This is a genomic window from Paraburkholderia sp. Clong3 (genome assembly GCF_050436485.1).
GTDB classification, from domain to species: Bacteria; Pseudomonadota; Gammaproteobacteria; order Burkholderiales; family Burkholderiaceae; genus Paraburkholderia; species Paraburkholderia tuberum.
On record NZ_JBNDMH010000002.1, the window covers coordinates 1,299,026 to 1,311,958 of the forward strand.

The window sequence follows — 12,933 nt, forward strand, 5'->3', positions numbered from 1 at the left end:
GCTTAGACCTCGCCCCACAAATCGTGGCCGTCCGCGCCGGTGATCTTCACCGACACGAAATCGCCGACCTTGTAGCGCTTCGACGCCTTGGCGGACGGCGCGATATAGACGACGCCGTCGATCTCCGGCGCATCCGCCGCGGTGCGGCCGATGCCGCCGTCCGCGTTGATTTCGTCGACGAGCACCTTCAGCGTCTTGCCGACCTTCCTCGCGATGCGCTTGGCCGACACCTGCTCGGCCACTTCCATGAAGCGCGCGCGACGTTCCTCACGCACTTCATCGGGCAGCGCGCCGTCGAGTTCATTCGCGCTCGCGCCTTCGACCGGCGAATACGCGAAACAGCCGACGCGATCGAGCTCCGCCTCGCGGATGAAATCGAGCAGCGTCTCGAACTGCTCTTCGGTCTCGCCCGGAAAGCCGGCGATGAACGTGCTGCGGATCGTCAGATCGGGGCAGATCTCGCGCCAGGCCTTGACGCGCTCCATCACCTTCCCGGCGTTGGCCGGGCGCTTCATGCGCTTCAGCACTTCCGGATGCGCGTGCTGGAACGGCACGTCGAGATACGGCAGCACGTGGCCCTTGTACGGACCCTCGGCCATCATCGGAATCACTTCGTCGACGCTCGGATACGGATACACGTAATGCAGGCGCACCCACGCACCATACTGCGCGGCGAGTTCGCCGAGCGCGGCGACCAGATCCGTCATGCGCGTCTTGATCGGCTTGCCGTTCCAGAAACCGGTGCGGTATTTGACGTCGACGCCATATGCGCTCGTGTCCTGCGAGATCACGAGCAGTTCCTTCACGCCGGACTTGAACAGGTTCTCCGCTTCGAGCATCACTTCCGCGACCGGGCGCGACACCAGATCGCCGCGCATCGACGGGATGATGCAGAACGTGCAGCGGTGATTGCAGCCTTCGGAAATCTTCAGGTACGCGTAGTGGCGCGGCGTGAGCTTGACGCCCGCGGCGGGCACCAGATCGACGAACGGATCGTGCGGCTTCGGCAGATGGCTGTGCACCGCCTGCATCACCTCGCCGAGCGCGTGCGGGCCGGTCACCGCGAGCACCTTCGGATGCACTTCCTCGATCAGCCCCGAGCCGCTCGCACTCTTCTTCGCACCGAGGCAACCGGTGACGATCACCTTGCCGTTTTCGTTGAGCGCTTCGCCGATCGCGTCGAGGCTTTCCTGCACGGCTTCGTCGATGAAGCCGCAGGTGTTGACGACCACGAGGTCCGCGCCGTCATAGGTGCCGGAGATTTCGTAGCCTTCGGCGCGCAACTGGGTGATGATCTGCTCGGAATCGACGAGGGCCTTGGGGCAGCCGAGAGAGACGAAGCCGACTTTCGGCGTGGCGCCCGGCACGGCCGGAGCGTTCGAGGGGGTGGAAGACATGGGGAACCGCTTGAAGACGTTAAACCCTGAATTGTAGCGGTTCGCCACCGCCACCGCTCGTAAGTCTTTGAATTCCAGTCTTCAAACGGGGATGGGTTCGGCAGGATCGGGTTGATTCAGCTCGCCATTTTCGTCGCTGGAAACGTGCTGACGCGTCGGCGCCGACGCGGCTCCGGCCGCCAGCGCCTGGCCGATTACCGTAAGAATTTCGTCAGAGTCCTGCACTCGCCGGATCGCCGCATGCAGTTCGGCGGCTTGCGGCCAGGTCCGCTGCAGGTAGCTGAGCCACTTCTTGACGCGGCCGTGCTCATGGGTCAGCGTGCCATGCGCCCGCAGCTTGTTCATGTAGCCGACGATCGAACCCAGCACCTGCTGCCATTCGTCGGCAGATGGACACGGGTCGAGGAGCCCGCGGATTCGCTGCGCGAGGAACGGATCCGACACGGCGCCGCGCCCGATCATCACGTCCGCGCAGCCGCTGACCGAGCGGCAACGCTGCCAGTCCGCCACCGTCCAGACTTCGCCGTTCGCGATGACGGGCACGTCGACGGCGTCGTCGATGCGCGCGATCCACTCCCAGTGCGCAGGCGGCCGATAGCGGTCGTCGCGCGTGCGCGCATGCACGACGAGCGAGGCCGCGCCGCCGTCCGCGAGCGCCTGCGCGCATTCGATCGCCCGCGACGTGTCGGACACGCCGAGGCGCATTTTTGCCGTCACCGCGATATCGGCAGGCACCGCGGCGCGCACGGCCGAGACGATCTGGTTCAGCAACTTCGGGTTCGCGAGCAGCATCGCGCCGCCGCCGTGCTGATTGACGACTTTGGCGGGACAGCCGAAGTTCAGGTCGATACCGTAGGGCGACAGCATGGCCGCGTACGCGGCATTGCGTGCCATCCACTCGGGATCGCTGCCGAGCAACTGGATCACCATCGGCGTGCCACTGGCGGTCACGCTCGCGTGCAGGATTTCGGGCGCCTCGCGCTCGTAGACGCGGGTTGGCAGCAGCGAGCCTGTGATGCGGATGAACTCGGATACGCAGCCGTCGAAAGCGCCCGCGCTCGTCAGCACGTCGCGCAGCACATAGTCAGCGAGCCCTTCCATCGGGGCGAGAAACAGCCGGCTCATGAGCGGTGTGGGTGAACGGCGGGTCAGAGCAGAATGATCCGCGCGGCCTTCGCAACGGAAGACGCTGACGCGATCGGGGAGACGGTTTGAAACATAGGACGGGTCCAGCGGAAGAAACGGTAACGGCGCAAGCAGCGGTGTGCCAGCAGTGGACGCAACGGACATCGAGCCGCGGCCGGAATCCGGTTCCGACGGAACAGCGTCCCCCCGCGCGGGCCGCCATTGTAGCGCGTCGGCGGCTGCACTCCCGCGAGCTCGCCGCCATTCACTCCTTCACTTCTTCTCCGTCTCCGGATTGGCCTGCGGCGTGGCCGGCGCATTGCTCGCATTGCTCGCGTTGACCGCGCCGCCCGGCGTAAACGGGAACGTGGCGAACATGGTCTTCGCCTGATTCTGCATCTGCTCCTGCATCTGCACGAACATGTTCTTCGATTGCTCGATGTAGCTGGTCATCATGCCCTGCATCATCGGCGCCTGCATGTTCATGAACTGCGACCAGACTTCGGGGTTCATCGCCTTGCCTTCATAGAGATTCTTCGACTGGTCGGCAAGCTTCGCCTGAATGTCGATGAAGGCCTGGATGTTCTTTTCCAGATACGTGCCCATCATGCCTTGCATCGCATGACCGTAGAACCGGATGATCTGCGACAGCATCGACGACGAGAACATCGGCAGGCCGCCGCTCTCTTCTTCGAGAATGATCTGCAGCAGGATCGAGCGCGTCAGGTCCTCGTTGCTTTTGGCATCGATCACCTTGAAATCTTCCTGATCGAGCACGAGTTGCTTCACATCAGTCAGCGTGATGTAGGTACTCGTCTCGGTGTCGTAGAGCCGACGATTCGGATATTTCTTGATCAGTCGTTCGGCCGTTTTCTTTGTAGTAGTAGTCATGTAACGCCTTTAAGCTCGAGTTAAGCAAACGCGGAAACGGCGTCCGGGTTGTGCAACGGGATCCATTGCGCAGCCGGGACGCCGGCGAAACCATCTGAGCCGAAGCGCGCCGCCTTCCGGTCCGGCGCGCCGATGGCTCAGCCCATATGCAAGCCGCCGTTCAGCGAAAAATCGGCGCCCGTGGCGAAGCCCGATTCTTCCGACGCAAGCCACGCGACGATCGAGCCGATTTCGCCCGGCTGACCGAGGCGGCGCACCGGAATCGTCGCGACGATTTTTTCCAGCACGTCCGGGCGGATCGCCTTGACCATGTCGGTGCCGATGTAGCCCGGCGACACGGTGTTGACCGTCACGCCCTTGGTCGCGACTTCCTGCGCGAGCGACATCGTAAAGCCGTGAATGCCGGCCTTCGCGGTCGAATAATTGGTCTGGCCGAACTGGCCCTTCTGGCCGTTCACCGACGAAATGTTGATCACCCGGCCAAAGCCACGCTCGACCATGCCGTCGATCACCTGCTTGGTGACGTTGAACAGGCTGGTCAGATTGGTGTCGATCACCGCCGTCCAGTCTTCGTGCGTCATCTTGCGGAACACGACGTCGCGCGTGATGCCGGCATTGTTGACCAGCACGTCGATCTCGCCGACTTCGGCCTTGACCTTGTCGAATGCGTCCTTGGTCGATTGCCAGTCACCGACGTTACCCTCGGAGGCGACGAAGTCGTAGCCGAGTACCTTCTGCTCGTCGAGCCACTTCGCACGGCGCGGCGAATTCGGGCCGCAGCCGGCGATCACCCTGAAGCCTTCCTTGTGCAGACGCTGGCAGATGCTGGTGCCGATGCCGCCCATGCCGCCCGTTACGTACGCAATTCGCTGTGTCATAAACCACACTCCGTTATCGTTGTCGAGGCGCCTGCCGGCGGCCTCGTGCTTCGCCTGATGCTGGTTCGCGTTGCCGCCGGGCGACCGTCTGGCAACGCGCACTGCCGACACGAGTCACCTGTTGCAACGCGCCGCACCGCCAGTTGACGTGCGGCGCAGCCAGATGCCTGTGCCGGCGAAGACCGCGCGCGACCGGTCGCGAGTGCGCGCGGCGTACCCAGCGTACTTTAAACGCGCTCGACCGCGAGCGCGACACCCATGCCGCCGCCGATACACAGCGACGCCAGACCCTTCTTCGCATCGCGCTTCTGCATTTCGTGCAGCAGCGTGACGAGAATCCGGCAACCGGACGCGCCGATCGGGTGGCCGATCGCGATCGCGCCGCCGTTCACGTTGATCTTCGACGTGTCCCAGCCCATCTGCTTGTGCACGGCGAGCGCCTGCGCGGCAAACGCTTCGTTGATTTCCATCAGGTCGAGGTCGGCCGGCGTCCAGCCCGCGCGCTCGAGGCAACGGCGCGAAGACGGTACCGGGCCCATGCCCATCACCTTCGGATCGACACCCGCGTTCGCGTATGCCTTGATGCGCGCGAGCGGTGTGAGGCCGAGCGCTTCCGCTTTTTTCAGCGACATCACGAGCACCGCGGCTGCGCCGTCGTTCAGACCCGATGCGTTGGCCGCCGTGACCGTGCCTTCCTTCGAGAACGCCGGCTTCAGGCTCGCGAGTGATTCGGCCGTCACGCCATGACGCACGAATTCGTCGGTGGTGAAGCGCAGCGGCTCGCCCTTGCGTTGCGGAATCTCGACCGGCACGATTTCGTCGTTGAAGCGCCCCGACTTCTGCGCGGCTTCCGCCTTGTTCTGCGACAGCGCCGCGAACGCGTCCTGCTGTTCGCGCGTGATGCCGTGCTCCTGCGCGACGTTCTCGGCCGTCACGCCCATGTGGTACTGGTTGTAGACGTCCCACAGGCCGTCGACGATCATCGAGTCGATCAGCTTCGCGTCGCCCATGCGGAAACCGTCGCGCGAACCCGGCAGCACGTGCGGCGCGGCGCTCATGTTTTCCTGGCCGCCTGCCACGACGATGTCCGCGTCACCGGCGATGATCGCGTTGGCCGCGAGCATCACGGCCTTCAGACCTGAGCCGCAGACCTTGTTGATCGTCATGCCCGGCACGGCCGCCGGCAAACCCGCCTTGATCAGCGCCTGACGCGCGGGGTTCTGACCGGAGCCCGCCGTCAGCACCTGGCCCAGAATAACTTCGCTCACCTGTTCCGGCTTCACGCCTGCCCGTTCGAGCACGGCGCGCACCGCGACCGCGCCGAGTTCAGGTGCGGCAATCTTCGCCAGCGACCCACCAAACTTGCCCACTGCAGTACGAGCGGCCGATACGATCACAACATCAGTCATTTCCATATCCTCCGGGCATCCCGGCCAACTGCGCCACAGCCCGTTACGTTAAAAATTGCGTTGCAACTTGCGTTGCTCTCACGCCTTCATCAACCAGACGCTCATTCACCTGCCAAACACCTATGCACCGGCCGACTGCGCACTATGCCGACGTCGACAGCAATGCCGTCCGCGCGCGTCGAGCCTGTGCGTGAACCTACTCCCGTTGCCGCACGTAGCGGCCCGGCGCCGGCTCGATGACCGGGAATTCGTCGGAGCCCAAATTGGCGCGCGGCTTCACTTTCTTGCCGCCGTACTGATCGAGCCAGTCGGTCCATTCCGGCCACCAGCTGCCGGGCACTTCGGTCGCCGCGTCGAACCATTCGTCCGCGCGTTCGGGCAGCGTGTTCGCGTCGGTATCGAGCTTCCAGAAGCTGCGCTTCTTCTTCGCGGGCGGATTGATCACGCCGGCGATATGGCCCGACGCGCCGAGCACGAACTTTAGCGGCCCGGTGAGCAGCGGCGCCGACGCATATGCGGTTTGCCACGGCACGATATGGTCTTCGCGCGAACCGTAGATGAAGGTCGGCACGTCGATCTTCGACAGATCGATCGGCTCGCCGCAGGTGGTCAGCGCACCGGGCTCGCGCAGCTTGTTCTCGAGATACGTGTTGCGCAGATACCAGACGTACATCGGCCCAGGCAGACTGGTCGAGTCGCTGTTCCAGTACAGCAGGTCGAACGGTACCGGCGTGCGGCCCTTCAGGTAACTGTCGACGACGTAGTTCCACACGAGGTCGTTCGGGCGCAGGAACGAGAACGTGTTCGCGAACTCGACGCCGCGCATCAGTCCCGGCGGCGCGCCGTTCTTGCCGCCGATGCTCTGCTCGCGCATCTGCACGTGCGCCTCGTCGACGAACACGTCGAGCACGCCCGTGTCAGAGAAGTCGAGCATCGCGGTGAGCAGCGTCATCGACGCGGCCGGATGTTCGCCGCGCGCCGCAGCCACCGCGAGCGCGGTGGCGAGCATCGTGCCGCCGACGCAAAAGCCGAGCGTATTGATCTGCTCGCGGCCGCTGATCTTGCGCACGGTGTCGATCGAGGTGAGTACACCCTCGCCGATGTAGTCGTCCCACGTCTTGTGCGCGATGGACTGATCCGCGTTGCGCCACGAAATCAGGAACACCTGATGGCCCGAATCAAGCCCGTGCGCGACGAGCGAGTTTTCGGGTTGCAGGTCGAGAATGTAGTACTTGTTGATGCACGGCGGCACGATCAGGAGCGGCCGCTCGCGCACGGTCGCCGTGCGCGGCTTGTACTGGATCAGCTGCAGCAGATCGTTCTCGAACACGACCGAGCCTTCGGTGTTCGCGAGGTTCTCGCCGACCGCGAAACGCGATTCGTCGGTTTGGGAAATCTTGCCGCGCTGCATGTCGGCGAGCAGGTTCATCACGCCCTGGCGCAAGCTCTCGCCTTTACTGTCGAGCAGCGTTTTCTGCGCTTCGGGATTCAGCGCGAAGAAGTTGCTCGGCGAGGCCGCCGCGGTCCACTGCTGGACCGCGAAGCGAATGCGCTCGCGGGTTTTCGGCTGGGTGTCGAGCGCGTCGACCAGCTGCTGCAGATAGCGCGCGTTCAGCAGATACCACGCGGCGGTGAACGCGTAGGCGGGCGCCGCGCTCCAGGCGTCTGCGCTAAAGCGCCGGTCCTTGAGCTCGGGCGCCTTGATCGCCGACGTGGTGGCCTGCTGGATCAGCTCCATCGCCTCGCGCGAATAGTCGGTCTGCAGCTTCTGCAAACGCTCGGGCGGAATCGCGGCGGTGGGAATGCTCAGCCCCGGCAACGACGGCAACGCACCGGCGGCCAGCTTGCTGAAGTCGGGCATGCCGGGAAACGCCGGTATTTGCGGGAAGCCCGCCGTTATCTGTGCAAGGTCCGGCATCTGCGGCATTGAGGGCATCTGAAATGCCGTGCCACTGGGCTGCGCGCCGAACGAACGCCAGGCGTTCATCCAGGCGTCGAGAAATTGCTGCATGCCTGCGGCTGACGATGCACCGCTCGTACCGGCCTGCTGCGTCTGCTCCTTCGAGGAGTCGGTGCTGGGGGAAGCTGAGGAATGAGATGCTGCCATACCTGCTTTTGACCGGTAAGTCCTTGCGGACGGGTTGAGAGGCAGGTCCGTGCGCACGTGGCGATTGCTCGCGACTTCGTCACGCCCTGTCCCATGAACGACGAGGAGCTTAGAAGGAACATTCTTGCTCCCCATCACAAGGCATGTCAATGCTTGCTCCCGATTTTGCCGCAGTGCGATAGTTTTTTAATTATCGTTTTCCCTGTATGGCAAATCGCGCTTTAACGAATCAAATGAGGCCTGCCGCGGGTAAATCCGAAAAACTCCTAGGGCGCATGGCACTTAAGCATATTTATTCGTTCGGTCGCCCACACAGCCGGCGGGCGATTCGCGCTATCGGCGGGCCTTCCGGCGGCGCAACAAAAAATGCGTGTGAAGGCCGGGGAACGGGCCGTCAGCGAGGGGTCGGCAGTGGGATTCGCGAATAACGACCCGGTGCGCATTCACGCGAAATAAAACCACGGCTCGATTTTAAAAGTATGACAAGATGCGCCCGCGCGCCACCCCGAATTAATCGGCAATTGATTGCGCCTGTTCGTCGATCCAGATCAACGCGGCCATGCGACCGGTCTCGCGATCACGGCGATACGAATAAAAACGCTCGCGCAACGTGACCGTGCACAGATCGCCGCCGCTGATGCGCGTAAGGCCGAGCCGCTGCAGGCGCAGGCGCGCCAGCGCCGGCAGATCGGCGAGATATTTGCCGGCATTCGCGGGATGCGCGACGAACGCCTGCGCGGTCGCGTCGCGTTGTGCATCGTCGGCACCGGTCATGAAGGCGTCACGCACGTCTGCGCCGACTTCGAATGCGCTGGGCCCGATCGACGGCCCGAGGTACGCATGCAGCTCGCTCGCCCGCACACCCGCCAGCGCCGCGACCCGCGCGGCGGTCTGCTCGACGATGCCCGCCGCGAGTCCGCGCCACCCGGCATGCGCGGCGCCGACCGCGCGCCCCGCTTCGTCGCACAACAGCACCGGCATGCAATCGGCGACCATGACGACGCACGCGATGCCCGCGCCATCGGTGACGCTCGCGTCGGCGCGCGCCGGCGCACCATGCTCGCGCGCGTGCGCGATCGCATCCTCGGCGCGGACGATGCCGGCGCCATGGATCTGTTCGAGCCACGCGGCCTCGCGAACACCGGCAAGCGCGACGAGCCGTGCGCGATTGCTCGCGACCGCGGCGGGATCGTCGCCGGTCTTCATGCCCAGATTCAGCCCGCCGGGCTGGTCGGCGCCGTCGCGCCAGCGGCCGAACGGCGCGTCGCTGAGGCCGCCGTCGCGGGTGGTCACGAGCGCGCGCACGCGCGGCGACACGTTCCATGCGGGTTGCACGACATCGGCAAAACCCAGCTCCGGGAGATAGGTGCTCATGCGTGATCGTCCTCGTCGTGGTCGCTGTCTTCATCGTACGCGCCGTCGTCGACCGATGCATCGTAGTCCTCATCCTCGCCATACGCATCGTCGAACTCGCCCGCGTCGTCGCGACCCAGACCGAGCGCGGCCGACAACGCCTCGATGTCGGCCGGCACCTCGGCGCGCCATTGCATCGAGCGGCCGGTCTTCGGATGAATCAGGCCGAGCCGCCACGCGTGCAGCGCCTGGCGCGCGAAGCCGTCTGGCAGCGGCGTGACCGAGCGCTTGCCGCGCGCGCGTCCGTACACGGGATCGCCGAGCAACGGATGACCGATGTGCGCGCAATGCACGCGAATCTGATGCGTGCGCCCCGTCTCCAGATCGCAGTGAATCGCCGTGACCGGCTGACGCTGCCAGATCGCCGAGGCCACGCGCCGGAAATGCGTGCGCGCCGGCTTGCCGGCCGCGCCCGTCACCACGGCCATGCGCGTGCGCTCGCGCGGATCGCGGCCGATCGGCGCGTCGATCGTGCCTTCTTCGGGCAGGTTGCCCCACACGAGCGCGAGGTAGCGGCGCTTGACCGTGCGCGCCTGCAACTGGCGCACGAGGTCGGTCTGCGCCTCGAGCGTGCGCGCGACCACCATCAGCCCCGAGGTCTCCTTGTCGAGCCGATGCACGATGCCCGCGCGCGGCAGACCCGCCGCGGACTCGCCATAGCGGTAGAGCAGCCCGTTCAGCACGGTGCCGCTCCAGTTGCCAGCCGCCGGATGCACGACCATGCCGGCCGGCTTGTTGATGACGACGAGCGTGTCGTCCTCGTAGACGATGTCGAGCGGCACGGGCTCGGGCGTGAAGGCGAGCTGCTCGGGCAGCAGATCGGGCACGAGCTCGATCGTCGCGCCAAGCGGCACCGGCTGGCGGATCTTCGCCGCCTTGCCGTCGACGCGCACCCGCTGTGCCTCGATCCAGCTTTGCAGACGGCTGCGCGAGAACTCCGGGAATACTTTGGCGAGCACCTTGTCGAGGCGCTCGCCGGCCAGTTCGTCGGGTACCACGACACTGCGCGGCGCTTCGTCGGCCGCGCGCACGGGCACGGGTGCCGCCGCGGCCGCAGAGCCTTGCGGGATGCTTGCGGCGAGCGCGTCGCTGGAGAAATCGTCGTCGAGGGAATCGACGCCCAACGCGTCGGCCGGGTCGGCGCTTACGCTATAATCTTCGTTGCTATTCCCGGCGCCTGCGGCGCCTGGAGTATTTGAGCGGGTCATTGAATCTGGGTCACCTGGACGTAAAGCTAGACTGGAAAATGCGAGCCTTGAACACCATCACTGAAGCGGCGATCAATTTGGCGGCCATCAAGAAGGCGGCCCGGAAAGTGGCCGGATACATTGCGTGCGCCGCGGCCGTCGTCGCTGTTGCGGCTTGCCACGGCCTGCCGGAGAAGACCGACGAAACGGCAGCGTGGAACAACAACAAATTATATACGGAGGCGAACGACGCCCTGACCGGTGGTGACTGGGGCAAGTGCGCGAAGTATTTCGAGCTGCTCGAGGGCCGCGACCCGTTCGGCCACTTCGCCCAGCAGGCGCAGATCAACGTCGCGTACTGCAACTGGAAAGACAACGAAAACGCCGCCGCCGACCAGGCCATCGACCGCTTCATCCAGCTGCACCCGGATCATCCGGACATCGCCTACGCGTATTACCTGAAGGGCATGATCCACTTCAACGACGACCTCGGTCTGTTCGGCCGCTTCTCGGGCCAGGATATGAGCGAGCGCGATCCGAAGTCGCTGCGCGAGTCGTATGACGCGTTCAAGGTCGTGGTGGACCGCTTCCCGAACAGCAAGTACGCGCCGGACGCCGCCCAGCGCATGCGCTACATCGTGAATGCGCTTGCATCGCACGAAGTCCACGCCGCGGACTACTACTATCGCCGCGGCGCCTATGTCGCCGCCATCAACCGTGCGCAGCTCGCATTGCGCGAGTACAAGAACGCGCCGGCCATCGAAGACGCGCTGCACATCATGATCCTGTCGTACGAGAAGCTGAACAACCAGCAACTCGCCGACGACACTCGTCGCGTGCTGGCCGGCACCTTCCCCGACAGCCCGTACGTGACCGGCCACGCACGGCCCGGCACGGCGAAGTCGTGGTGGCAGTTCTGAGCCCTCACGCGCCGACGGCACACTGACCTTCGTCTGAAAACGAAAACGCCACGACCTCGGTCGTGGCGTTTTCGTTTATGCGCGCCGCGAGACTCAATCGCGCTCGAACAGCGCAATCGATTCCACGTGCGACGTATGCGGGAACATATTGACGACGCCCGCGCCCACCAGCCGATAGCCGGCCTCATGCACGAGCAGCCCGGCATCGCGCGCGAGCGTGGCCGGCGCGCACGACACATAGACGATGCGCGTCGGCAGCGGCCCGTTGCCGCTCTGCGCGATCTCCGCGAGCGCCTTCGCGATCGCGAGCGCGCCTTCGCGCGGCGGATCGACGAGGAACTTGTCGAAGTGGCCGAGCGCGCGCAAGTCGTCGGCGGTGACTTCGAACAGGTTGCGGCACGCGAACGACGTATGCCCGGCGACGCCATTCAGCTCCGCATTCGCGAGCGCGCGCTGGGTCAGCACTTCGCTACCCTCGATGCCGACCACTTCCCGCGAGATTCGCGCGAGCGGCAGCGTGAAGTTGCCGATCCCGCAGAACAGGTCGAGCACGCGGTCGGTGCGTGCCGGCGCCAGCAGGCGCAGCGCGCGGCTCACCAGCACGCGGTTGATCGCGTGATTGACCTGGGTGAAATCAGTTGGCTTGAATGGCATACGGATGCCGTATTCGGGCAGCGTGTAGTCGAGCTGCACGTCGAGAGGATAAAGCGGCGTGACCGTGTCGGGACCGCCCGGCTGGATCCAGAACTGCACCTTGTGCTCGTCCGCGAACTCGCGCAGCACCTGCTCGTCCCCGGCCGTCAGCGGTTCGAGGTTGCGCACGACGAGCGCCGTGACCGACGAGCCGACCGCGAGCTCGAGCTGCGGCATGCGGTCGTAGATAGACAGCTTGCGGACCATGAAACGCAGCGGCATCAGCATCGCCGACACATGCGGCGGCAGCACCTCGCAGGTCTTCATGTCGGCGATATAGCTGCTCTTCTTCTCGTGAAAGCCGATGCGCATGCCGCCGCGCTCCGGCAGGTAGCGCACCGCGAGCCGCGCGCGATAGCGATAACCCCAGGACGGCCCGTGAATCGGCCGGAACACCGTTTCGGGGCGCAGCTTCGCCAGATGCTGCAGGCTGTCCTCGAGCACGCGCTGCTTGACCGCCACCTGCGCGCGCATGTCGAGATGCTGCATCGAGCAGCCGCCGCAGATGTTGAAGTACGTGCATTTCGGCGTCGTGCGGATCACGCTTTCGCGGAACACCTGAACGACTTCGGCCTGCTCGAATTTCGGCTTGCTGCGATGCGTCGAATAACTGACGAGTTCACCCGGCAGCGCGCCTTCGACGAACACGACCTTGCCCGGCGTGCCGTCTTCGCTCGTGGTGCGGCCCACGCCGCGCGCTTCCATATCGAGCGAAACGATTTCGATGAGCGGTTCGTTGCCGGTAATGACGGGCGCCGGCGCCGGGGCGTGCGCCCTGGCATGCTTCGATGAGCGCCGCGGCGAGCGACGTGGGGGGGCAGTTCGGGACACCTGCGGACTTCCTGACAAACTATGGGGGAAAGGCGAGATTGTAGACGAAGCGCCGGGCTTGCCTGCGATGCGGTGCGGACCA

The 12,933-nt window shown here is 65.0% G+C and carries 10 protein-coding genes; 1 reads left to right on the plus strand and 9 read right to left on the minus strand.

Annotated elements, in window-relative coordinates:
• Window positions 1-2: 2 nt before the first annotated feature.
• The 8 genes from rimO to OKW30_RS10265 all read right to left on the minus strand — a co-directional run bounded on the left by rimO (window position 3) and on the right by OKW30_RS10265 (window position 10,428).
• Window positions 3-1,397: a 30S ribosomal protein S12 methylthiotransferase RimO gene (gene rimO, locus OKW30_RS10230; protein WP_184043864.1), complete on the minus strand. Its 1,395-nt coding sequence runs from the start codon at window positions 1,395-1,397 to the stop codon at window positions 3-5.
• Window positions 1,398-1,478: 81 nt separating this feature from the next.
• Window positions 1,479-2,522: a tRNA dihydrouridine synthase gene (locus OKW30_RS10235; protein ID WP_187628299.1), complete on the minus strand. Its 1,044-nt coding sequence runs from the start codon at window positions 2,520-2,522 to the stop codon at window positions 1,479-1,481.
• Between the two features lie 273 nt (window positions 2,523-2,795).
• A complete protein-coding gene (phaR, locus tag OKW30_RS10240; RefSeq protein ID WP_184028813.1) occupies window positions 2,796-3,413 on the minus strand; it encodes a polyhydroxyalkanoate synthesis repressor PhaR in 618 nt (205 codons plus the stop codon).
• A gap of 137 nt (window positions 3,414-3,550) precedes the next feature.
• On the minus strand, window positions 3,551-4,291 hold the full coding sequence (locus OKW30_RS10245; RefSeq protein WP_184003457.1) for a 3-ketoacyl-ACP reductase: 741 nt from the start codon (window positions 4,289-4,291) through the stop codon (window positions 3,551-3,553).
• A 227-nt stretch (window positions 4,292-4,518) separates the two neighbouring features.
• Window positions 4,519-5,700: an acetyl-CoA C-acetyltransferase gene (locus OKW30_RS10250; RefSeq protein WP_184063680.1), complete on the minus strand. Its 1,182-nt coding sequence runs from the start codon at window positions 5,698-5,700 to the stop codon at window positions 4,519-4,521.
• Window positions 5,701-5,896: 196 nt separating this feature from the next.
• Complete coding sequence (phaC, locus tag OKW30_RS10255; protein WP_184064175.1) at window positions 5,897-7,711, minus strand: class I poly(R)-hydroxyalkanoic acid synthase; 1,815 nt, start codon at window positions 7,709-7,711, stop codon at window positions 5,897-5,899.
• A gap of 606 nt (window positions 7,712-8,317) precedes the next feature.
• A complete protein-coding gene (gene pgeF, locus OKW30_RS10260; protein ID WP_184063683.1) occupies window positions 8,318-9,181 on the minus strand; it encodes a peptidoglycan editing factor PgeF in 864 nt (287 codons plus the stop codon).
• Window positions 9,178-10,428, minus strand: a complete 1,251-nt coding sequence (locus OKW30_RS10265; protein ID WP_184063686.1) for an RluA family pseudouridine synthase — start codon at window positions 10,426-10,428, stop codon at window positions 9,178-9,180. Before OKW30_RS10265 ends, pgeF begins: the two co-directional genes overlap by 4 nt.
• 38 nt (window positions 10,429-10,466) lie before the next feature.
• On the opposite strand from OKW30_RS10265, the gene OKW30_RS10270 reads away from it, so the two are divergent.
• Complete coding sequence (locus tag OKW30_RS10270) at window positions 10,467-11,327, plus strand: outer membrane protein assembly factor BamD (RefSeq protein ID WP_429346641.1); 861 nt, start codon at window positions 10,467-10,469, stop codon at window positions 11,325-11,327.
• A 93-nt stretch (window positions 11,328-11,420) separates the two neighbouring features.
• On the opposite strand, the gene rlmD is transcribed toward OKW30_RS10270, so the two are convergent.
• Window positions 11,421-12,851 carry a 23S rRNA (uracil(1939)-C(5))-methyltransferase RlmD gene (gene rlmD / locus OKW30_RS10275; RefSeq protein WP_184028916.1) on the minus strand — a complete coding sequence of 477 codons (1,431 nt, stop codon included), beginning with the start codon at window positions 12,849-12,851 and terminating at the stop codon, window positions 11,421-11,423.
• Window positions 12,852-12,933 lie beyond the last annotated feature (82 nt).